The organism is Pseudomonas extremorientalis (assembly GCF_024584605.1).
In the GTDB taxonomy this organism is placed as follows: domain Bacteria; phylum Pseudomonadota; class Gammaproteobacteria; order Pseudomonadales; family Pseudomonadaceae; genus Aquipseudomonas; species Aquipseudomonas extremorientalis.
In genome coordinates, this window is sequence record NZ_CP089519.1 from 552,050 (window position 1) to 573,900 (window position 21,851).

General features: G+C 62.2%; 14 protein-coding genes. 9 read left to right on the forward strand and 5 right to left on the reverse strand.

Going from position 1 to position 21,851, the window contains the following annotated elements; all coding sequences use genetic code 11:
• Positions 1–90: 90 nt before the first annotated feature.
• Complete coding sequence (locus tag LUU92_RS02430) at positions 91–927, forward strand: 23S rRNA (adenine(2030)-N(6))-methyltransferase RlmJ (protein WP_071492326.1); 837 nt, start codon at positions 91–93, stop codon at positions 925–927.
• Positions 928–1,210: 283 nt separating this feature from the next.
• Here the strand turns inward: LUU92_RS02430 and msrA are convergent, their stop codons facing one another.
• The 4 genes from msrA to aceE all read right to left on the reverse strand — a co-directional run bounded on the left by msrA (position 1,211) and on the right by aceE (position 9,247).
• The gene (msrA, locus tag LUU92_RS02435; protein WP_071492325.1) at positions 1,211–1,858 is read right to left on the reverse strand and encodes a peptide-methionine (S)-S-oxide reductase MsrA; all 648 of its coding nucleotides are present in this window, start codon (positions 1,856–1,858) and stop codon (positions 1,211–1,213) included.
• A gap of 73 nt (positions 1,859–1,931) precedes the next feature.
• Positions 1,932–4,625 carry a putative bifunctional diguanylate cyclase/phosphodiesterase gene (locus tag LUU92_RS02440; RefSeq protein ID WP_071492324.1) on the reverse strand — a complete coding sequence of 898 codons (2,694 nt, stop codon included), beginning with the start codon at positions 4,623–4,625 and terminating at the stop codon, positions 1,932–1,934.
• A 315-nt stretch (positions 4,626–4,940) separates the two neighbouring features.
• Positions 4,941–6,590, reverse strand: coding sequence for a dihydrolipoyllysine-residue acetyltransferase (aceF, locus tag LUU92_RS02445; RefSeq protein WP_257103115.1), 1,650 nt, complete (start codon positions 6,588–6,590; stop codon positions 4,941–4,943).
• 11 nt (positions 6,591–6,601) lie between these two features.
• Positions 6,602–9,247, reverse strand: a complete 2,646-nt coding sequence (aceE, locus tag LUU92_RS02450) for a pyruvate dehydrogenase (acetyl-transferring), homodimeric type (RefSeq protein ID WP_071492322.1) — start codon at positions 9,245–9,247, stop codon at positions 6,602–6,604.
• Positions 9,248–9,630: 383 nt separating this feature from the next.
• Here aceE and glnE point away from each other — a divergent pair, with 383 nt between their 5' ends.
• Genes glnE through LUU92_RS02490 form a run of 8 tightly spaced genes read left to right on the forward strand, consistent with a single transcriptional unit; the run spans position 9,631 to position 19,574 of the window.
• Positions 9,631–12,570: a bifunctional [glutamate--ammonia ligase]-adenylyl-L-tyrosine phosphorylase/[glutamate--ammonia-ligase] adenylyltransferase gene (gene glnE, locus LUU92_RS02455; protein ID WP_257103116.1), complete on the forward strand. Its 2,940-nt coding sequence runs from the start codon at positions 9,631–9,633 to the stop codon at positions 12,568–12,570.
• 54 nt (positions 12,571–12,624) lie between these two features.
• Positions 12,625–13,659: a lipopolysaccharide heptosyltransferase II gene (gene waaF, locus LUU92_RS02460; protein WP_071492320.1), complete on the forward strand. Its 1,035-nt coding sequence runs from the start codon at positions 12,625–12,627 to the stop codon at positions 13,657–13,659.
• A 1-nt stretch (position 13,660) separates the two neighbouring features.
• Positions 13,661–14,722 carry a lipopolysaccharide heptosyltransferase I gene (waaC, locus tag LUU92_RS02465; RefSeq protein WP_093513455.1) on the forward strand — a complete coding sequence of 354 codons (1,062 nt, stop codon included), beginning with the start codon at positions 13,661–13,663 and terminating at the stop codon, positions 14,720–14,722.
• The gene (locus tag LUU92_RS02470; RefSeq protein ID WP_071492318.1) at positions 14,722–15,846 is read left to right on the forward strand and encodes a glycosyltransferase family 4 protein; all 1,125 of its coding nucleotides are present in this window, start codon (positions 14,722–14,724) and stop codon (positions 15,844–15,846) included. Before waaC ends, LUU92_RS02470 begins: the two co-directional genes overlap by 1 nt.
• Entirely contained in the window at positions 15,843–16,649 is an 807-nt protein-coding gene (gene rfaP, locus LUU92_RS02475) for a lipopolysaccharide core heptose(I) kinase RfaP (RefSeq protein ID WP_071492317.1), read from the forward strand. The genes LUU92_RS02470 and rfaP overlap by 4 nt, the downstream gene beginning before the upstream one ends.
• Positions 16,649–17,383 (forward strand): lipopolysaccharide kinase InaA family protein, encoded by a 735-nt coding sequence (locus LUU92_RS02480; RefSeq protein WP_071492316.1) that lies wholly within the window; start codon positions 16,649–16,651, stop codon positions 17,381–17,383. The genes rfaP and LUU92_RS02480 overlap by 1 nt, the downstream gene beginning before the upstream one ends.
• The gene (locus LUU92_RS02485; protein WP_092246547.1) at positions 17,380–18,132 is read left to right on the forward strand and encodes a lipopolysaccharide kinase InaA family protein; all 753 of its coding nucleotides are present in this window, start codon (positions 17,380–17,382) and stop codon (positions 18,130–18,132) included. Before LUU92_RS02480 ends, LUU92_RS02485 begins: the two co-directional genes overlap by 4 nt.
• The gene (locus LUU92_RS02490; protein ID WP_257103117.1) at positions 18,132–19,574 is read left to right on the forward strand and encodes a lipopolysaccharide kinase InaA family protein; all 1,443 of its coding nucleotides are present in this window, start codon (positions 18,132–18,134) and stop codon (positions 19,572–19,574) included. Before LUU92_RS02485 ends, LUU92_RS02490 begins: the two co-directional genes overlap by 1 nt.
• Here the strand turns inward: LUU92_RS02490 and LUU92_RS02495 are convergent, their stop codons facing one another.
• Positions 19,575–21,659: a TonB-dependent receptor family protein gene (locus LUU92_RS02495; protein WP_257103118.1), complete on the reverse strand. Its 2,085-nt coding sequence runs from the start codon at positions 21,657–21,659 to the stop codon at positions 19,575–19,577. It lies immediately after the preceding gene.
• Positions 21,660–21,851 lie beyond the last annotated feature (192 nt).

Below are 21,851 nucleotides of genomic sequence, written 5' to 3' on the forward strand. Positions count from 1 at the left end.
CTGTCTTTTCGATATAAGCACCGCCCGGCACGTTGCCCTGCACCAACGCTTGCGTAAAAGGTAAACTTCGCCCCCTGCGCAGGAGCAACCATGAATTATCGTCACGCCTTTCACGCCGGCAACCACGCCGATGTCTTCAAACACCTGACCTTGACCCGCCTCATTGCCCTGATGTCGCGCAAGGAGCAGCCGTTCGCCTACCTTGACACCCATGCCGGGATCGGTCTGTACGACCTGCAGGGCGACCAGGCCAACCGCACCGGTGAATACCTGGAAGGCATCGCCCGCCTGTGGGGCGCAAGCGACCTGCCGCCGTTGACCGCCGATTACATGCGCGTGCTGCATGAGATGAACCCGGATGGCGAGTTGCGCTACTACCCTGGTTCGCCCGAGCTGGCGCGGCGCCTGACGCGCCCTCAGGACCGCGTGCTGCTCAATGAGAAACACCCGGAAGACGGCGTGTTGCTCAAGGACAACATGAAGGGCGACCGCCGCGTCAAAGTGCACCTGGGCGAAGGTTGGCACGTACCGCGTGCGCTGTTGCCGGTGCCGGAAAAGCGCGCGCTGATGCTGATCGACCCGCCGTTCGAAAAGCTCGACGAGATGCAACGCTGCGCCGCCTCCCTCAAGGAAGCCGTGGGCCGCATGCGCCAGACCGTCGCGGCCATCTGGTACCCGGTGAAGGACCAGCGCATGTTGCGTCGTTTCTACCAGGACCTGGCCGGCACCGGCGCGCCGAAGTTGCTGCGAGTGGAGTTACTGGTGCATCCGCTGGACACCCCCAACACCCTGACTGGCTCGGGCCTGGCCATCGCCAACCCGCCGTGGGGGCTGGAAGAGGAGCTGCGTGAGCTGCTGCCGTGGCTGTCCAGGAAGCTTGGGCAGACCCAGGGCGGATGGCAGATGGATTGGCTCATCGCTGAGTAACCACGCCTGGTTAGAAACAATGTGGCAGGGGGCAAGCCCTAATGCCGGTCAGTTAAGGGACAGAACGGGCAACCAGTCACCTGTGGCGAGCGGGCTTGCCCCGCGTTGGGCTGCGAAGCAGCCCCAAAACATAGCCCCGGAGCTGTCTGGCACACTGCAGTGCTCTTATTGGGGCTGCTGCGCAGCCCAACGCGGGGCGAGCCCGCTCGCCACAGTTACAGTGTTCCTCCTTAACTGACTGGCATTAGGGCAAGCCCCCTCCCACATTTTACCCGTGTCGGCTTTAGATCGGGCAGGTCACACCGGTGCCACCAATCCCGCAATAGCCCTGTGGATTCTTCGCCAGGTACTGCTGGTGATACGCCTCGGCGAAGTACACCGTCGGTGCCTCTTCGATTTCGGTGGTAATCGCACCCAGGCCGGCCTTGGTCAGTTCGGCTTGATACGCCTTGGCGCTGGCCTGCGCCGCCGCCAGTTGTTCCGGCGTGGTGGCATAAATCACTGAGCGGTACTGGCTGCCGATGTCATTGCCCTGGCGCATGCCCTGGGTGGGGTTGTGCAGTTCCCAGAACATTTTCAACAAGTCTTCGTATTTCACTTTGGCCTGGTCATACACCACCAGCACCACTTCGCTGTGGCCGGTCAGGCCCGAGCAGACTTCTTCATAGGTCGGGTTGGGCGTGTAGCCACCGGCGTAACCGACCACAGTGCTGACCACGCCATCGCGCTGCCAGAACCGACGCTCGGCACCCCAGAAGCAGCCCAGGCCGAAGATTGCAAAGCCGACGTCATCGAGGAACGGTCCGAGCAGCGGGTTGCCATTGACGAAGTGCGTCTCCGGCAATGCCATCGGGGTTTCACGGCCAGGCAGAGCTTGTTCTTGAGTAGGCAGCACGTTTTTGTTCACCAGAATTTCCGAGCGCAAGACCATGATCAGTCCTCTCGTCAGGTTGAGTTAGCAATAAAGATTGAGACCGCCAGTGTGCCCGAGTGTTACAGCGCTGTCAGGCGATAGGGCCGCGCGGGTAGCGTTTCAGCATCGCCAGCAGCTCGGCGCCGGGGATCGGCCGGTCGAACAGGTAGCCCTGGCCCACATCGCAACGGTGCCGGCGCAGAAACGCCAGTTGCTCGGCGGTTTCGATGCCCTCGGCCACCACCTTGAGCTTGAGGTTGTGGGCCATGGCGATCACCGCCGAGGTGATTTCCATGTCGTCCTGGTTGTCCGGGATTTCGTGGATGAAGCTGCGGTCGATCTTGATGATGTCGATAGGGAATTTTTTCAAGTAACTCAACGACGAGTAACCGGTGCCGAAGTCGTCCATGGCCAGGGTCAGGCCGAAGCTCTTCAATTGATCAAGCTGCAGGCGCGTGTCTTCGGTGGCTTCCAGTAGCAGGCCTTCGGTCAGTTCCAGCTCCAGCAGGTTGGCCGGCAGTTTTTCTTCCTTGAGGATCGTGGCGATCGAGGCCACAAGGTCCGGATCGGAAAACTGCTTGGGTGACAGGTTGATCGCCACCTGCAAGTTGCCCATGCCAGCGGCGGTCAACTGACGGCTCATGCGACAGGCCTGGCGCGCGATCCATTTGCCGATGGGGATAATCAGGCCGGTTTCTTCAGCCACGCTGATGAATTGGTCAGGGCGGATCATGCCTTTTTCCGGATGGTTCCAGCGCAATAGCGCTTCCATGCCCAGCAGACGGCCACTGCGCAGGCACAGCTTGGGCTGGTAGAACACGTCCAGCTCGTTCTGGGTGAGGGCGCGGCGCAGGTTGTTCTCGACGAACAGCTTGTAGCTGGCCTCGGCATTCAGCGCTTCGGTAAAGATCTGCACCTGATGTTTGCCGTTGGCCTTGGCCTTGTGCAGGGCGAGGCCGGCGTTACGCATCAGGGTCTGCGGGTCGCGGCCATGCAGTGGCGCGCAGGCCAGGCCCACGGAGCCGGTGACGCTGATCAACTGGTTGTCGACGAACATCGGCTTGTCGAGGGTCGCGAGCAATTGGCTGGCCACCAACTGGCCACTTTCCAGGTCGGTGTCGTCGAGCAGCACCGCAAACTCGTTGCTGGCAAAGCGCGCCAGGCTGCCACCGGTGCTCAGGCTGTTGCGCAGGCGCCGGGCCAGGCTGATCAGCAGCTTGTCTCCGGTCTGGTGGCCTAGGCTGTCGTTGATGCGCTTGAAGTTGTCGATGTCCACCAGCAGCAGGCTGATCGGGCTGTCGCTGTCACGGGCGAAGCGTTCATCGAGGTTGCGGATGAACGCCGGGCGATTGCCCAGGTTGGTCAGGTTGTCCGTGTAGGCCAGGCGCTCGATACGCTGCTGGGCCAGCTTGGTCTGGGTAATGTCTTCGTAGATGCCGATGTAGTGCGTCAGCTCACGGTTGTCGCCATACACCTTGGAAATCGACAGCTGGCCCCAGTAGGGCTCCAGGTTCTTGCGCCGGCTCTTGAATTCGCCCTGCCAGCTGTTGCTTTTGGCCAGGCTCGAGGGAGCGTCGAACAGCAATTCGCTGAGGTTCTCCAGCGCCGGCAATTGGGCCAGGCGGTGGCCGTGGACCTCTTCGGCGCTGTACTGGGTGATTGCAGTAAAGCTTGGGTTGACGTACTCCACTACACCATCGCAGTTGACCAGCAGAAAGGCGTTGGCGCTTTGTTCCACGGCACGCTGGAACAGGTGCAGGGCGCTGGTGGCGGTGCGGCGATTGTGGTTGTTGATCACCTGGGCGAACTGGTCGGCCAGCTCGCCGGCAAAGGCAATTTCATCGGCCTGCCAGGCGCGGGTGCTGCCGCTTTGCTCCAGGCACAGCACGCCCACCACATGGCCATCGACGCGAATGCTCGCGTCAAGCATCGCGTGGATGTCTTTGTCGCGCAGGCTGTCGGCCATTTCTCGGGTGCGCGGGTCGCGCAGTGCGTTGGTGGCGTCGATGGCCCGGCTGGAGTGCAAGGCTTCCAGGTAGTCCGGGAAGCAGCTGGCGTCGATAGGCTCGGGCAAGTGATGCTGCCCGTCTGCGCGGTGGTAGGCGGAGATCGGCACCAGGCGCTGGCCTTCAAGGTTCCAGATGCTGGCGCAGTCGATCTGGTAGATATCGCAGGCGCTGCGGGTGATCAGCTCGGCGGCTTCCTGCAGCGAATTGTTAGTGGTGTAGCGCTGGCGGGCCAGCAGCAGGATCAACTCCTGTTGGGCGCGCACCCGCTCAAGGTGCTGCAACTGTTCCTGCTGGGCCCGCTGGTTGAGTTCCAGAGCGATCTGCAGGCGGCTGTTCTGGTTCTCCAGGTCTGCCGTGGGCACGGCAGTGGGGATTTCACTGAACAGGCCGTCGACCACCATCAGGTAGCCGCGCAGCAGGTGGCGATTGTGTTGTTTGTAGGCTTCGCCCATTTCCAGCAGGCTCAGCGGGCCGTCGCTGGTGTGCAGGGTATAGCGCACCAGGTAGTGCGGGCTCTGGTTCAGTTGCTGCTGGATGATGTCATGCAGTTGATAGCGCGCCTGAGGCTCCATCAGGCTGGCGTACGGGGTGCCGATCAGCGCGCACAGCTCGACCGCCGGCAGGCCGAATTGGCGCTCGCAATTGGGGTCGAGGTAAAGCAGGGCCCAGCTTGCCTCATTAAGCCGCTCGAAACGCAGCATACCGAGGCGCGAAGGCACCGGTAACTGCGTCACTACCTCGGCCGCCATTCGGGCGACATCGGGCTGGCTTTTCATGGGGGAGACTCACTTGAAATAACGCGCACGGCGCCGGGCTCACGCCCTCTTTTCTGTTGCCTGCGGCAAGGTTGCATCATGCGGCGCGGGCTGACAAGAGAGGATGAAGGCTAAGTGCTATAACGGGGTTATCGGCTGCGGAAGGGATTTCTGCAATCGAGGTGATGGAAGGTGTACAAACCTGTCTTGTATGTCCAGTTTCCTGCCTGAAAGCCGGCAAAAAAAGCCCCGCCAAGTGGCGGGGTTGAGGTACGAGCGTGGCGCTCGAAAATCGATACAGCCAGGCCTCCTCAGTGAAGAGGAGGCCGTGACGGTTTACAGCAAGATCGTGCGGATATCGTTCAGCACTTGGCCCAGACGCTGGGTGAAGCGCGCAGCGGCGGCGCCGTTGATCACACGGTGATCGTAGGACAGCGACAGCGGCAGCATCAGCTTCGGCTGGAACGCTTTACCGTCCCAGACCGGCTGGATAGTCGCCTTGGACACACCCAGGATCGCCACTTCCGGCGCGTTGACGATTGGCGTAAAGCCAGTACCGCCAATGTGACCGAGGCTGGAGATGGTGAAGCATGCGCCCTGCATGTCGTCCGGGGTGAGCTTCTTGTCGCGGGCCTTGGCAGCCAGCGCGGCGGCTTCGGCTGCGAGTTGCAGCAGGCTCTTCTGGTCGACGTTCTTGATCACCGGTACCAGCAGGCCATCCGGGGTGTCCACCGCGAAACCGATGTGCACGTACTTCTTGCGGATGATCGCCTTGCCGCTTGGCGCCAGCGAACTGTTGAAGTCCGGCAGCTCCTTGAGCAGGTAGGCACAGGCCTTGAGCAGCAGCGGCAGCACGGTCAGTTTCACGCCGGCTTTTTCGGCCACGGCTTTCTGCGCAACGCGGAAAGCTTCCAGGTCGGTGATGTCGGCCTGGTCGAACTGCGTCACGTGCGGGATGTTCAGCCAGCTGGCGTGCAGGCCGGCCGCGCCGATTTGCATCAGGCGGGTCATCGGCACTTCTTCGACTTCGCCGAAGCGGCTGAAGTCCACGGTGCGGATCGGCGGAATGCCCGAACCACCGGTAGCGCCACCAGCAGCTGGCGCTTCCTTGGCTTTCTGCATCATGGCCTTGACGTAAACCTGCACGTCTTCCTTCAACACGCGACCGTGAGGGCCAGTGGCCGCCACAGCGCTCAGCTCAACGCCGAACTCACGGGCCAGTTGACGCACGGCGGGGCCGGCGTGAACCTTGGCACCGCTTGGCGCAGGTGCGGCAGCAGCAGCGGCCGGAGCGGCCTCGACTTTTGCAGCAGGTGCAGGCGCAGGTGCAGCGGCAGCCGGTGCGGCTTCAGCCTTGGCGGCTGGAGCAGCGGCCGGGGCTGGGGCGGCGGCAGGCGCAGCGCCTTGTACTTTCAGCTTGAGGATGAAGTCACCGGCGCCGACTTCGTCTTCCAGCTTGACCGCAATGCTTTCCACCACGCCGGCAGCCGGCGAAGGGATTTCCATGGAGGCTTTGTCGGACTCCAGGGTGATCAGCGACTGGTCGGCTTCGACGGTGTCGCCGACCTTGACCAGCAGCTCGATGATCTTGGCCTTGCCCGACGAACCGATGTCCGGGACGTGAATGTCCTGGACAGTGGCGGCGGCAGGTGCGGCAGCCGCAGCGGCAGGCGCTTCGGCAGGTTTTTCAGCAGCAGGCGCAGGTGCAGCGGCGGCAGCAGGGGCCGCCGGCGCAGGGGCCGCATCAGCGGCACCTTCGATTTCCAGCTCCAGCAGTTCGTCGCCTTCTTTCAGGCGGTCGCCCAGCTTCACTTTCAGGCTCTTGACCACGCCGGCCTTGGGAGCAGGGATTTCCATGCTCGCCTTGTCCGATTCCAGGGTCAGGATGCTCTGGTCGGCTTCGACGGTGTCGCCGACCTTCACAAACAGCTCGATTACTTCACCTTCACCGCTGCCGATGTCAGGTACGCGAATGAGTTCGCTCACAAAAAGTCTCCTCAGCAGTCCAGTGGGTTGCGTTTTTCCGGGTTGATCCCGAACTTGACGATAGCGTCAGCCACCACCTTCGGTTCGATCTCACCACGGTCAGCCAAGGCTTCCAGGGCTGCCAACACCACGAAGTGACGGTCAACTTCGAAGAAGTGACGCAGCTTCTTGCGGCTGTCACTGCGGCCGAAACCGTCGGTGCCCAGGACTTTGAATTCCTTGGACGGGACCCACTGGCGAATTTGTTCAGCAAACAGTTTCATGTAGTCGGTCGAAGCGATCACCGGGCCTTTACGGCCGGTCAGGCACTCTTCAACGAAGGTGCGCTGTGGCTTCTGGCCAGGGTGCAGGCGGTTGTGACGCTCTACGGCCAGGCCATCGCGACGCAGTTCGTTGAAGCTGGTCACGCTCCATACGTCGGCGCCGACGTTGAACTCGTCACGCAGGATCTTGGCCGCTTCACGCACTTCGCGCAGGATGGTGCCGGAGCCCATCAGTTGTACGTGGTGCGCTGCTTCCTTGGTGTCTTCTTCGAGCAGGTACATGCCCTTGATGATGCCTTCTTCCACGCCGGCCGGCATGGCTGGCTGCTGGTAGGACTCGTTCATCACGGTGATGTAGTAGAAAACGTCCTGCTGCTCTTCGGTCATCTTCTTCATGCCGTCCTGGATGATCACCGCCAGCTCGTAGCCGTAGGTTGGATCAAAGGTGCGGCAGTTCGGGATGGTGGCAGCCAGGATGTGGCTGTGACCGTCTTCGTGTTGCAGGCCTTCGCCGTTCAGCGTGGTACGACCGGCGGTGCCGCCGATCAGGAAGCCACGGGTACGGCTGTCGCCTGCTGCCCAGGCCAGGTCGCCGATACGCTGGAAGCCGAACATCGAGTAGAAGATGTAGAACGGCAGCATCGGCTGGTTGTGGCTGGAGTACGAAGTACCGGCAGCGATGAAGGAGCTCATTGCGCCCGCTTCGTTGATGCCTTCTTCGAGGATCTGGCCCTTCTTGTCTTCCTTGTAGAACATCACCTGGTCTTTATCGACTGGCTCGTAGAGCTGGCCGACGGAGGAGTAGATGCCCAACTGACGGAACATGCCTTCCATACCGAAGGTACGGGCTTCGTCCGGAATGATCGGGACGATGCGCGGGCCGATGTCCTTGTCCTTGACCAGCTGCGCGAGGATCCGCACGAAGGCCATGGTGGTGGAGATTTCACGGTCGCCCGAGCCGTCAAGGATAGCCTTGAGGGTGCTCAGGTCCGGCGTCGGTACGCTGAAGCTGTTGGCGCGACGCTGTGGCACGAAACCACCCAGTGCGGCGCGGCGCTCGGCCAGGTAGCGGGCTTCGGCGCTGTTCGGCTCCGGCTTGAAGAACGGCAGGTTTTCCAGTTCTTCGTCCTTGACCGGGATGTCGAAGCGGTCGCGGAACAACTTCAGGCTGTCGACATCGACTTTCTTGGTGTTGTGCGCGGTGTTCTTCGCTTCGCCGGCACCGGTGCCATAACCCTTGATGGTCTTGGCCAGGATGACAGTCGGTTGTTCTTTGTGGTTGACCGCTTCGTGGTAGGCCGCATAGACCTTGTACGGGTCGTGGCCGCCACGGTTGAGTTTCCAGATCTCGTCGTCGGACAGGTCGGCAACCATCGCCTTGAGTTCAGGCGTGTTGAAGAAGTGTTCGCGGACGAACGCGCCGTCCTTGGCCTTGTAGTTCTGGTACTCGCCGTCGATGACTTCGTCCATGCGACGTTGCAGGATACCGTCGACGTCCTTGGCCAGCAGTGGGTCCCAGAAACGGCCCCAGATGACTTTGGTCACGTTCCACTGGGCGCCGCGGAATACGCCTTCGAGTTCCTGGATGATCTTGCCGTTGCCGCGAACCGGGCCGTCGAGGCGCTGCAGGTTGCAGTTGATGACGAAGATCAGGTTGTCCAGCTTCTCGCGGCCGGCCAGGGAGATGGCGCCCAGGGATTCCGGCTCGTCGCACTCGCCGTCGCCCAGGAAGCACCAGACTTTCTGCTTTCCTTCAGGGATGAAGCCACGGGCTTCCAGGTACTTCATGAAGCGTGCCTGGTAGATCGCCTGGATCGGGCCCAGGCCCATGGAAACGGTCGGGAACTGCCAGAACTCAGGCATCAGCCAAGGGTGCGGGTACGACGACAGGCCGTTACCGTCCACTTCCTGGCGGAAGTTGTTCATGTGTTCTTCGCTGATGCGGCCTTCCATGAACGCACGGGCGTAGACGCCTGGCGAGGTGTGGCCCTGGAAGTAGATCAGGTCGCCGCCGTGTTCGTCGGTCGGGGCCTGGAAGAAGTAGTTGAAGCCGATGTCATACAGGGTTGCGCTGGAAGCGAAGCTGGAGATGTGACCGCCCAGGTCCGAATCTTTCAAGTTCGTGCGCATTACCATCGCCATGGCGTTCCAACGTACCAGCGAGCGAATGCGGCGTTCCATGAACAGGTCGCCAGGCATGCGTGCTTCGTGGGTAACGGGGATGGTGTTGCGGTATGGCGTAGTGATGGCGTAAGGCAGTTGCGAGCCGCTGCGGGTCGCGAGTTCGCCCATACGGGTCATCAGGTAGTGAGCACGGTCTTCGCCTTCTTTGTCGAGAACCGATTCCAGGGCGTCCAGCCATTCCTGGGTTTCGACGGGATCGAGGTCTTGCATGGCTTGCTCCAGGGCGGAAAGGCTACCAGAATCGGTTGCCTGAAGTTTGCGACTGGCCTTGTGGGCAGACGACATAAATTCTTGGATGGCCGAAGGTTGCTTCGGCGTCCTGTAGTTTTACTACAAATCGTCGGCCATTTCAGCCTTTCGAATGTATATACGAGTAGTAAAACTACACAAGACTGAGCGTATGGCTCGGTCTGGCTGGTGAGCATAATCGTTATTGTTGATCTTTTGCGAACAAGAAAAGGTGAAAGCTTGATGTTGGCTGCCAAAATGAAATTAATTTCAGCTATTTCTAACCTTTGTTCGACAGTCCTTCATAGAGCGTGGTCCTTGCGTTCACAACACGTAGCCAATTACACGCCGATCAAGGATAGACCATGAGCCTTCCAACACTGGCCCAACTACCGGCCATTCTCTTGCCAAAAGCCCAGCGGGCCGAGCAGTCATTTCGTGACGCAGTGGCCGCGCTGGACGACGATCATGGACTTTCTGCGTGGACGCCGCAACGGTGGGCCGACTTCGCCCGCGTGTGCGCCGCCAGTGATTTCGTCATTGAACAGAGTGTTCGTGACCCTTTGATGTTGCTCGAACTGGTCGCCTGGGGCGAATTGGACCGGGGTTTTGCGCCCGGCGAGCTGTGCGGGCAGATTGCTGGCGCCGTGCAACAAGTCGAAACAGAAGATGAACTCGGCCGTGTGCTGCGTCGCCAGCGCACGCGCCAGCAAGTGCGCATCATCTGGCGCGACCTGACCCGCCAGGCCGACCTGGTGCAAACCTGCCGCGACCTTTCCGACATGGCCGACGCCTGCATCGACCAGGCCTACCAGTGGCTGTACCAACGCCACTGCGTACAGTTCGGCACGCCCACCGGGCGGCGCAGCGGCGAGCCGCAGCACATGGTGATCCTCGGCATGGGCAAGCTCGGTGCGGTGGAGTTGAACCTGTCGTCGGATATCGACTTGATCTTCGCCTACCCGGAAGGTGGCGAGACGGTGGGTGTGAAGCGCGCCCTGGATAACCAGGAGTTTTTTATCCGCCTTGGTCAGAAACTGATCAAGGCCCTCGACCCGATCACCGTTGACGGCTTTGTGTTTCGCGTCGACATGCGCCTGCGTCCCTACGGCTCGGCCGGTGCGCTGGTACTGAGCTTCAACGCGCTGGAGCAGTATTACCAGGATCAGGGCCGTGACTGGGAACGCTACGCCATGATCAAGGCGCGGGTCGTGGCCGGCGACCAGGTGGCCGGTGCACAACTGCTCGACATGCTGCGGCCGTTCGTCTATCGCCGCTACCTGGACTTCTCCGCCATCGAAGCGCTGCGCACGATGAAGCAGTTGATTCAGCAGGAAGTACGGCGCAAAGGCATGGCCGACAACATCAAGCTGGGCTCGGGCGGCATCCGCGAAGTGGAGTTTATCGCCCAGGCGTTCCAGTTGATCCACGGCGGCCGCGACCTGAGCCTGCAACAGCGCCCGCTGCTCAAGGTGCTCGGCACCCTGGAAGGCCAGGGTTACCTGCCGCCGGCGGTGATTGCCGAATTGCGCAATGGCTACGAATTCCTGCGTTACACCGAGCACGCGATCCAGGCGATTGCCGATCGCCAGACACAAATGCTTCCGGACAGCCCCGAAGACCAGGCGCGCATTGCTTTTATGTTGGGCTTTGCCGATTGGGACGCTTTCCACGAGCGCCTGATGTACTGGCGCGGTCGGGTGGACTGGCACTTCCGCCAGGTGATCGCCGATCCGGATGAAGAAGAGGGCGAAGAAAGCGAGTTGGTGGTGGGCGGTGAGTGGTTGCCGCTTTGGGAGGAATCCCAGGATGAAGAGGCGGCCTGCCGTCAGTTGGCCGAAGGTGGTTTTACCGACGCGGCCAAGGCGCTCAAGGCGTTGGCCGGCCTGCGCAACAGCCCGCAACTGCGTGCCATGCAGCGTTTGGGGCGCGAACGGTTGGATGCTTTTATACCGCGCCTGCTTGCCCAGGCGGTCGAGCACGCCAACCCGGACCTGGTGCTGGAGCGCGTGTTGCCGCTGGTGGAAGCCGTCGCCCGGCGTTCCGCTTATCTGGTGCTGCTCACGGAAAACCCCGATGCCCTGCGCCGCCTGCTGACCCTGTGCGCCGCCAGTCCATGGATCGCCGAGCAGATCACCCGTTTCCCGCTGTTGCTCGACGAATTGCTCAACGAAGGCCGCCTGTTCAAGCCACCGCTGGCGCCGGAACTGGCCGCCGAACTGCGCGAGCGTCTTACACGCATCCCCGAAGATGACCTTGAGCAACAGATGGAAGCCCTGCGGCACTTCAAGCTGGCCCACCGCCTGCGCGTGGCGGCCTCGGAGATCGCCGGCAGCCTGCCGCTGATGAAAGTCAGCGACTACCTGACCTGGCTCGCCGAGGCCATCCTCGAACAAGTGCTGGCCCTGGCCTGGCGCCAGACCGTGGCGCGCCATGGCTCGCCGCAGCGGTTGGACGGCACCCTGTGCGATCCTGGGTTTATCATTGTCGGTTATGGGAAAGTCGGCGGTATAGAACTGGGGCATGGTTCGGACCTGGACCTGGTGTTTATCCACGACGGTGATCCCCAGGCGGAAACCGATGGCGCCAAGCCTATCGACGGTGCGCAGTTCTTCACGCGCCTGGGCCAGCGCATCATCCACCTGCTGACCACCCAGACCAACTCGGGCCAGTTGTATGAAGTGGACATGCGCCTGCGACCTTCCGGCGCATCCGGTTTGTTGGTGAGTTCGCTGGGGGCGTTTGAGCGCTATCAACAAAATGAAGCCTGGACCTGGGAGCATCAGGCCCTGATCCGTGCGCGGGTGCTGGTGGGCAGCCAGGATGTGGGCCAGGCGTTCGAGCGGGTACGGGCTAAGGTATTGGGGCAGGAGCGGGACCTGGCGAAGCTGCGCCAGGAGGTCAGCGAGATGCGCGCCAAGATGCGTGACAACCTGGGTACCAAGGGCACGGCGGCCGGCACCGGCGCCAATGCCTTCGAAGCCACGGCGCTGTTCGACCTCAAGCAGGACGCCGGAGGTATCGTCGATATTGAATTTATGGTGCAATACGCGGCTTTGGCGTGGTCTGCGCAACATCCATCGTTGCTGCGCTACACCGACAATATCCGCATTCTGGAAGGCCTGGAGCAGGTAGGCTTGATGCCCGCCGCCGATGCCCATCTGCTGCGTGAGGTGTATAAGGCCTACCGATCCGCCGCGCACCGCCAGGCCTTGCAGAACGAGGCCGGTACAGTGGCCGGGGATCAGTTTGCCGACGAACGGCGCCAGGTAATGCGAATCTGGCAGGCGCTGGGGCTGAGCTGAAACACTATTACGGCGGGGAGGCATAAGCCTCCCCGCATCGTTTGTGGAAACTACATGAATATTCTGATCGTTGGGCCCAGTTGGGTCGGTGACATGGTGATGGCGCAGACACTCTTCCAGTGCCTGCGCGTGCGTTACCCGGACTGCCAGATCGACGTGCTCGCCCCCGAGTGGAGCCGGCCGATCCTTGAGCGCATGCCCGAGGTGCGCAAGGCCTTGAGCTTCCCGCTCGGCCACGGTGCCCTGGAGCTGGCAACCCGCCGTCGCATCGGCAAGTCCCTGGCGGGTGAGTACGACCAGGCGATCCTGCTGCCCAACTCGCTCAAGTCGGCGCTGGTGCCGTATTTTGCCGGTATCCCCAAGCGCACCGGCTGGCGCGGCGAGTTCCGCTACGTGCTGCTCAATGACGTGCGGACGCTGGACAAAGCCCGCTACCCGCTGATGATCGAACGCTTCATGGCCCTGGCCTATGAGCCGGGTGCCGAGTTGCCCAAGCCGTATCCGCGCCCGAGCCTGCAGATCGATCCGCTGAGCCGCGACGCGGCCCTGGCCAAGTTCGGCCTGACCCTGGACCGGCCGGTGTTGGCCTTGTGCCCCGGCGCCGAGTTTGGCGAGTCCAAGCGCTGGCCGTCGGAGCATTACGCGAAGGTGGCCGAGGCGAAGATCCGCGAAGGCTGGCAGGTGTGGCTGTTCGGTTCGAAGAAGGACCATCCGGTAGGTGAAGACATTCGTCAGCGCCTGATCCCCGGCCTGCGTGAAGAGGCAGTGAACCTCAGTGGCGACACGTCCCTGGCCGAGGCCATCGACCTGCTGTCCTGCGCCGATTCGGTGGTGTCCAACGACTCCGGCCTGATGCACGTGGCCGCTGCGCTGAACCGCCCGCTGGTGGCGGTGTATGGCTCCACCTCGCCGGGCTTCACGCCGCCCTTGGCCGATCAGGTCGAAGTGGTGCGCCTGGGCCTGGAGTGCAGCCCGTGTTTTGACCGTACCTGCCGTTTCGGCCACTACAATTGCATGCGCCAGTTGTTGCCACAGCCGGTGAACGAGGCCTTGCAGCGGTTGCAGGGCTCTGCGGTCGAGGTCCGATAGTTTGCGCGTACTGGTAATCAAGACCTCATCCCTGGGCGACGTGATCCACGCCTTGCCGGCGCTGACCGACGCGGCGCGGGCGATCCCCGGCATTCAATTCGACTGGGTAGTGGAAGAAGGCTTTGCCGAGATTCCCACCTGGCACCCGGCGGTCGACAAGGTGATCCCGGTGGCGATCCGCCGCTGGCGCAAAAACATCTGGCAAACCATCAAGAGTGGCGAATGGCGGCGCTTCAAGCAGCAAGTCCAGTCGACCAAATACGATCTGGTGATCGACGCCCAGGGCCTGCTGAAAAGCGCCTGGCTGACCCGTTATGTGCGTGCGCCCGTCGCGGGTTTCGACAGAAACTCCGCCCGCGAGCCGATGGCTGCGCGTTTCTATTCGCGACGCCTCGCCGTTGCGCGAGGGCAACACGCGGTGGAGCGTCTGCGCCAGTTGTTCGCCGTGGCGCTCGGATATGACCTGCCCAAAGGCCTGGGCGACTACGGCCTGAGCACTGAAAAGCTCCTGGGCCTGCCGCCGAAAAAACCTTTTGTGCTGCTGTTGCACGGCACCACCTGGGACACCAAGCACTGGCCCGAAGCCTACTGGCGCGAGCTGGCCGAGCGCATGGGCCGCCTGGGCGTCGACGTAAAATTGCCCTGGGGTAACGCCGCCGAAAAAGCCCGTGCCGAACGCCTGGCCCAGGGCCTGCAAAACGCCGAGGTGCTGCCCAAGCTGAACCTGGCCGGTGTGGCTCGTGTATTGGCCGGCGCTCGCGCCTGTGTGGCAGTGGACACCGGTCTCGGCCACCTGGCCGCCGCGCTGGATGTGCCGACCATCTCCCTGTTCGGCCCGACCAACCCCGGCCTCACCGGTGCCTACGGCAAGCGCCAGATTCATCTGGCCAGCGACTTCCCCTGCGCGCCGTGCCTGCAAAAGCAATGTACCTATCAACCGACGGCCGACGACCTGCGTCGGTTCGACCTCAAGCGCGAGTCGCCCCTGTGCTTCACTCGCCTGAACCCAGAGCGTGTGGCAAGCCGACTGAGCACGTTGTTATTGGCTGAGGAGCTGCACTGATGCAACTGGCTTTTGTGCTGTACAAATATTTCCCCTTCGGTGGCCTGCAGCGCGACTTCATGCGCATCGCCCTGGAGTGCCAGCAGCGCGGCCATCAGATTCGTGTGTACACGCTGATCTGGGAAGGCGACATCCCGCCCGGCTTCGAAGTGCTGGTGGCGCCGGTCAAGGCGTTCTTCAACCATCGGCGCAATGAAAAGCTCAGCGCCTGGATGGCCGCAGACCTGGCCAAGCGCCCGGTTGACCGCCTGGTCGGCTTCAACAAAATGCCCAACCTGGACGTGTACTACGCCGCCGACGGTTGCTTTGAAGACAAGGCGCAAAACCTGCGCCACTCGCTGTACCGCTATTTCGGCCGCTACAAGCACTTCGCCGAGTACGAGCGCGCAGTGTTCGCCAAGGACGCCAAGACCGAAGTCCTGATGATTTCCGAAGTGCAGCAGCCGCTGTTCATCAAGCATTACGACACCCCGGTGGAGCGCTTCCACCTGCTGCCACCGGGCATTGCCCAGGACCGCCGCGCACCGCCGAATGCCGCCGAAATCCGTGAGGGTTTCCGCAAGGAATTCAACCTCGGCGACGACGAGTTGCTGCTGGTGCAGATCGGCTCGGGCTTCAAGACCAAGGGCGTCGACCGCAGCCTCAAGGCCGTGGCCGCGTTGCCGCCTGAATTGAAAAAACGCACGCGCCTGTTTGTGATCGGCCAGGACGACCCCAAGGTATTCCAACTGCAAAGCGCCACCTTGGGCTTGGGCGATAACGTGCAGTTCCTCAAGGGCCGCAGCGATATCCCGCGTTTCCTGCTGGGCGCCGACCTGTTGATTCACCCGGCGTACAACGAAAACACCGGCACCGTTTTGCTCGAAGCCCTGGTGGCCGGGTTGCCGGTGCTGGTCTCGGCAGTATGTGGGTATGCCCACTACATTACCGAGGCCGACAGTGGCCTGGTACTGGATGAGCCGTTTGAACAAGCGCAGCTCAACCAGTACCTGACGCACATGCTCACCGACACTGCACAGCGCGCGGCCTGGAGCCGCAATGGCCTGGCCTTCGCTGAGACGGCCGACCTTTACAGCATGCCGCAGCGCGCTGCGGATGTGATTCTGGCGGAGCCAAAACGATGAAGTTGATTCTTGCCGAACCGTTCAAGACATTGTGGGCCGGGCTTGATGCCTTTGCCGAAGTCGAGAAACTGCAAGGCCAGGTATTCCGTGAGCTTGCGGCGCGCCGCACGCTGCGCACCGTGGTGGATGGCCGTCCGTATTTCGTGAAGATCCACCGTGGCATCGGCTGGGGCGAAATCTTCAAGAACCTGATTACCGCCAAGCTGCCGGTGCTGGGCGCAGGCCTTGAATGGGCGGCGATTCATCGACTCCAGGCACTCGGCGTGCCGACCATGACCGGCGTGGCTTTCGGCGAGAAGGGCAGCAACCCGGCGGACCAGCATTCGTTCATCATCACCGAAGAGCTGGCGCCGACCCTCAGCCTCGAAGACGTCACGATCAATTGGGTCGCCGAACCGCCTGCGCCCGCGTTGCGTCATGCCCTCACGGCCGAGCTGGCGCGCATGGTTGGTGATATGCACCGGGGTGGCGTAAACCACCGCGACTGCTACCTGTGCCACTTCCTGCTGGACACCGCCAGGCCCATCGATGCGAACAACATCAAGCTGTCGGTGATCGACCTGCACCGCGCTCAACTGCGTGCCCATCTGCCGCTGCGCTGGCGCGACAAGGACCTGTCCGCGCTGTACTACTCGGCGCTGGATATCGGCCTCACCCGTCGCGACAAGCTGCGTTTCCTCAAGGGCTACTTCCGCCAGCCGCTGCGCCAGATCCTCGCTGAGCAATCGGCGTCCCTGAGCCTGATGCAGCGCAAGGCCGACAAGCTGTATGCGCGCAAGCTGCGTTATGGGGATGCGATCTGATGGCGGGTTGGAACCTGGAACCTGCGTACGCCAGCCTGGCGGATGATTTCGGCAACCTCGAAGCGGTCTTCGCCCTGCAGGGCGAGCGCCTGACCCGCGATCCGCTGTCGGAAGTGATCCGCGTGGAGCGTGGCGGGGTCAACTATTACGTCAAGCGCTACATCGGTGCCGGCAAAGGGCTGCGGCGCTACCTGGGCAAGCCGCGGGTCAAGTCCGAATGGCAGAACCTCAAGCGTTTCGCCAAATGGGGTATTCCCACCGCTGATGTAGTCGCCTGGGGGCTGGAGCGAAAGGGTGTGGCCTATGATCGTGGGGCGATGATCACTCGCGAGCTGCCGAAGACCGAAGACCTCTCGGTATTGGCCGAGCGCAACGATGCGCGCCTGCGCGACCCCAAGTGGGTCGACGCGGTGAGCCGTCAGCTCGCCGAATACACACGCACCATGCACGATCATCGCTTTACCCATAACGACTTGAAGTGGCGCAACCTGTTGATCGATGACCAGCAGACCCTGTACCTGATCGACTGCCCCAACGGCGATTTCTGGCGCGGGTTCTGGCTTAAGTACCGCATCACCAAAGACCTGGCCTGCCTGGACAAGGTGGCCAAGTATCACTTGTCCGCCACCCAGCGCCTGCGTTTCTACATGCAATACCGTCAGCGCCGACACCTGAGTGCAGCGGACAAACAGCGTATTCGCCACGTGGTGAAGTTTTTCGAGGGACGTGAATGAGTGATTTCCTGGCGGCTGAAGACCGGGCGCTGCTGGAGCGCAACGGCTTGGCGACGTTCGACGCCCTGTGGGCCAAACAACTGGATGCAGTGGATGAACCCAACACCAGTCGCGGCGGCTGGAGCAGCGTGTTTCGTCTGGAGCTGGACGGCCACGGTTATTATCTCAAGCGTCAGAGCAACTACCTGACGCGCAGCCTGCACCGTCCCTTTGGCGAGCCGAGTTTCTCCCGCGAGTTCCGCAATATCAGTCGTTACCGCAAGCTCGGCATCCCTGCCTTGCAGGCGGCTTTCTACGGCGAGCGCAAGGTGGGCGGCGAGCATCGCGCGATGCTGCTGACCCGTGCCCTGGACGGCTGGAATGACCTGGATTCGCTGCTGGGGCAGTGGCCTCAATTGAGCGACGCCCAGCACCACGCGATCCTGCTGGCCTGCGGTCAGCTTGCACGTCGGTTGCACAGCGTCGGCCAGGTGCATGGCTGTTTTTATCCCAAGCATATTTTTATGCAGGCCACCGGCGACGGCTATGCCGCGCAGTTGATCGACCTTGAGAAAACCCGCCCGCTGCTGTTCGGCTGGCGCGATCGGGTCAAGGACCTGGAGCCGTTGTTGCGACGTGCACCGCAGTGGTCGGATGAACAGGTACGCCAACTGTTGGCCGCCTATCTTGATCAACCGAAGGACAGCGCGCTGGTCACCAGCTGGCTGCAGAAACTGACCGCGCGCCGTAGTCACAAGGAAAACCGTTGATGCGTCTGTCCGAGCTGAAAGCCGCCGGCCGTAACCCCGAGCTGCCACTGACCCTCGAACTGGCCGATGCGGCCGGCCCGGGCCAGTTGCAACTGCTGAGCCTGTTGCGTGTGCTGCCGGGCGAGCGTTATGTGGGGGCGGCGGTCTGGCGCGGTCGTCCGGTTTTGGCCAAGTTACTGGTGGGCAGCAAGGCGGCGCGGCACTTTCAGCGTGAACTCAGCGGCGTGCGCCTGCTCGCCGAGCAAGGCCTGACCACGCCGTTGCTGCTGGCCGATGGCTTGCAGGAAGGCGAGGGCGGCTGGCTGCTGTTCGAGTTCATCGAGGGCGCCGAAAGCCTGGCCGCTGCCTGGCAGGCCGTCGAAGACCTGCCGCCGCTGGCTGACGAACAAACCGCCGTGCTGGCCGAAGCGCTGGGTGCCATTGCGCAGATGCACACCAGGGGCCTATGGCAGGAAGACCTGCACCTGGACAACCTGCTGCGCCAGGACGGCAAGCTGTACCTGATCGATGGCGCCGGGATCCGCGTCGAAGACGCGGGTAAACCGCTCTCACGCAACCGTGTGCTGGAAAACCTCGGGGTGTTTTTCGCCCAGTTGCCGAAGAATCTCGAGCCGTTTACCGAAGAGCTGCTGGTGTACTACCTGCTGAGCAACGGCGAGCACGCCCTGCCGCTGGAAGCCCTTGAGAAACAGGTGCGTAAGGTCAGTGCCTGGCGCCTCAAGGACTTCCTGAGCAAGGTCGGCCGTGAATGCACGCTGTTCAGCGTGGTGCGCGGCGCCTTTGCCTTGCGCGCGATCCGGCGGGAAGAGGAACCGGCCATGCTGCCGGTGCTGGAACAGGCTGACGCACTGCTGGACCAGGGGCATTTGTACAAGACCGGCGGCGCCGCCAGCGTGGCCAAGGTCGAGGTGGCCGGTCGGCCGCTGGTGATCAAGCGCTATAACATCAAGGGCTTCGCCCACTGGCTCAAACGCTTCTGGCGTCCGAGCCGTGCCTGGCACTCCTGGCGCGAAGGCAACCGCCTGGCGTTCCTCGGTATCGCCACGCCCAAGCCGCTGGCTGTGCTGGAAAAACGCTTCTTCTGGTTGCGCCGTCGCGCTTACCTGGTCACCGAATACCTGCCCGGCCCGGACATCATCGAGCGCTTCGCACCGTACGTTGAAAATGGTGACGCGCCGGAAAACGAACTGCAGGCGCTGGATCACCTGTTCGCCGAGCTGATCCGTGAACGCATCAGCCATGGCGATTTCAAGGGCCACAACCTGTTCTGGGACCAGGGGCGCTGGTCGCTGATCGACCTGGACGCCATGTGTCAGCACGGCTCCGAGGCGAGCTTCGCCCCGGCGTATGCCAAGGACCGGGCGCGGTTCATGCGTAACTGGCCTGAAAGCAGTGCGTTGTACCAATTGATTGATCAGCGGTTGCCTCGAGATATCAACTGATCAGAACCGATACTCCGCCCCGGCGCCTGCATACCACGAACGTCCAGGCGCCGCTTCGTAGTAGCGGTTATTGCCGTCGCCGACGATCACCGAGCCGACGTACTGGCGGTCGAGCAGGTTGTCCAGGCGCAGGGTCTGGTGGAAGGTCCAGTGTTCGACTTTCTGCTCAAAGCGGGCGCGCCAGTTGAATACGCTGTAGGCCGGGGCGGCGTGTTGGCTGTTGGTGTCTTCGACGTAGACCTGGCTGCGGTACATCCCTTCGAGGGCGGTGCTGACCCAGTCCCTTGGTTTCCAGCTCAGTTCTGCGAACAGCGTGGTTTGAGGGACTCCCGGCAGGTAGTTGCCCTTGTCGACGGCGGTGTTGCCGCTGACGAAGTCACTGTCGTAGGTGGCTTGCAGGCGGGTGTAGGCGAGGTTGGCGCTCCAGTGCTCGCTGAGCTGGCTTTCGATGCCCAGTTCGAAGCCGCGGCGCAGGGTGCGGCCGGCGTTTTGGTAACTGGTGCGGCCGTCTTTGGATTGAGCGACCACTAACTCATCTTCTGTAGTTATCTGGAATACGGCCGCATTGATCCTGGTGTTTTTCACTTGGGCCTTTAATCCCACTTCGTACTGGGTGCTCTCTGACGGTTTCAAGCCGAAGTTGAAGCCCTCCACATTGCCCGGCGCATAGGCCAATTCGGCCTGGGTTGGTGTTTCGAAGCCTTTGCCCGCGCTCACATAACCATGCAGTTCAGGCGTGAACGCATACATCACGCTCATTGACGGCGTATTTTTCTGATAGGTCTTGTTGCCGTTGGAATCGCCGTTGCTGAGGAACTGGTCGTCAACGTCCAACTGCATGGTGCTGTGCCGGACGCCGGCTTGCAGGGTCCAGCGGTCGAGGGCCCAGTTGGCCTGGATATAGGGGTCGAGACTGCGGGCGGTGTCGATTTCATCGCGGCGCAGTTGGCCTTTTACGCCGAGGGTGTTGCCGCTGTAGTTCTGGTAGCCGTGGCGACTGTCTTCGCTTTGATCGAAATCCAGGCCGGAGATGATCATTAGCTCGCCCGGTGCGCTTTCAATAGGCTGCATCCAGCGCACGCTGCCGCCATAGAACTTGCGGTCGAATTGCACCACGCCGCCGCCACGCTCGTTGGCGGGTGTGCCCTTTGGAATCGACAAATACTGAATCACACTCCGCCGCCCCGTATATCCGTTCACCTGCAGTGTCGCATCGCCGAAGTACCGCTCGTAATTCATCCCCAATTGCTGATGATCGATGCTTTTACGCGTGTTGTACGTCAGCGCGTTGGCGCTCACCGAGCGTGGGTCAGCCTTGTACGCTGCCCAGGTCTGCCCCAGCGGGTCCTGGGTGCCGTTCTGCTCCAGGCTGCTGTAGATCAGCGCCAGCTTGCTGTCGTCATCCGGCTGGACATTGAGCTTGGCGAAGGTCTGGTCGCGGCGTGCGCTGCTGTGGTCGCGGTAGCCGTTGGTGTCCATGCGCGAAGCGTCGAGCACGAAACCGGCGCCGTTGGTCGCGCCTTCGGCGTTCAGGTGGTTCTTGTTCAGGCCGTCGCTGCCCACCAGGGTCTCGGCGCCGATGCGCGGTGGGCCTTCGCCGTCGCGGGAGAACATCTGGATCACGCCGCCGGCATTGCTGCCATACAGGGTGGCGGCAGGGCCGCGCAGCACTTCGATGCGTTCGGCGGTATCGAGGTTGAAGGTGGCCGCCTGGCCCTGGCCGTCCGGGGTGCTGGCGGGGATGCCGTCGGCAATCAGCTTGATGCCGCGCACGCCGAACGCCGAGCGGGCGCCGAAGCCTCGGGAGGAAATCTGCAGGTCCTGGGCATAGTTCTGGCGGTTCTGTACCACCAGGCCAGGCACGCGGGACAGGGCCTCGGAGGCGTTGATGCCCAATTGGCCGTCGCTGATCTGTTCGCGGCTGATGCCGTCCACCGAGTACGGCAGGTCGAAGGTCGGGCTGGCACTGCGCGAGCCGGTGACCACGCTGGGGTCGAGTACCAGCGGGGCGTCGTCGGCCCGAGCGGCATCGCTCAGGGCCAACAGGCCAGGCAGCAACAAGGTGAAGCGGGCGAGGGTTTTCATCAGTCAGCCGGAATCCATGGCGCGCATAGGAGGTAGACGCGCAAAGGGGCGCGAGTTTAGTGGCTCAGGCGATTTTTATCATTTGGGAATCGTCCTACGCTGCAAATCAATGTTGCTGCTTTGGGTCACCCACCTTGGCGATGGTAGCGTGGTCAGCCTTGGCAATAACAATGGCGGATGGGCCATAAGGAG

Bases quoted from the DNA above. Each gene is read 5' to 3' on its own strand.
- rfaP (WP_071492317.1), top strand. From the start codon at position 15,843: ATGAAGTTGATTCTTGCCGAACCGTTCAAGACATTGTGGGCCGGGCTT.
- aceE (WP_071492322.1), bottom strand. From the start codon at position 9,247: ATGCAAGACCTCGATCCCGTCGAAACCCAGGAATGGCTGGACGCCCTG.
- LUU92_RS02495 (WP_257103118.1), bottom strand. From the start codon at position 21,659: ATGAAAACCCTCGCCCGCTTCACCTTGTTGCTGCCTGGCCTGTTGGCC.
- LUU92_RS02490 (WP_257103117.1), top strand. From the start codon at position 18,132: ATGCGTCTGTCCGAGCTGAAAGCCGCCGGCCGTAACCCCGAGCTGCCA.
- LUU92_RS02480 (WP_071492316.1), top strand. From the start codon at position 16,649: ATGGCGGGTTGGAACCTGGAACCTGCGTACGCCAGCCTGGCGGATGAT.
- msrA (WP_071492325.1), bottom strand. From the start codon at position 1,858: ATGGTCTTGCGCTCGGAAATTCTGGTGAACAAAAACGTGCTGCCTACT.
- LUU92_RS02470 (WP_071492318.1), top strand. From the start codon at position 14,722: ATGCAACTGGCTTTTGTGCTGTACAAATATTTCCCCTTCGGTGGCCTG.
- LUU92_RS02485 (WP_092246547.1), top strand. From the start codon at position 17,380: ATGAGTGATTTCCTGGCGGCTGAAGACCGGGCGCTGCTGGAGCGCAAC.
- LUU92_RS02440 (WP_071492324.1), bottom strand. From the start codon at position 4,625: ATGAAAAGCCAGCCCGATGTCGCCCGAATGGCGGCCGAGGTAGTGACG.
- waaF (WP_071492320.1), top strand. From the start codon at position 12,625: ATGAATATTCTGATCGTTGGGCCCAGTTGGGTCGGTGACATGGTGATG.
- LUU92_RS02430 (WP_071492326.1), top strand. From the start codon at position 91: ATGAATTATCGTCACGCCTTTCACGCCGGCAACCACGCCGATGTCTTC.
- glnE (WP_257103116.1), top strand. From the start codon at position 9,631: ATGAGCCTTCCAACACTGGCCCAACTACCGGCCATTCTCTTGCCAAAA.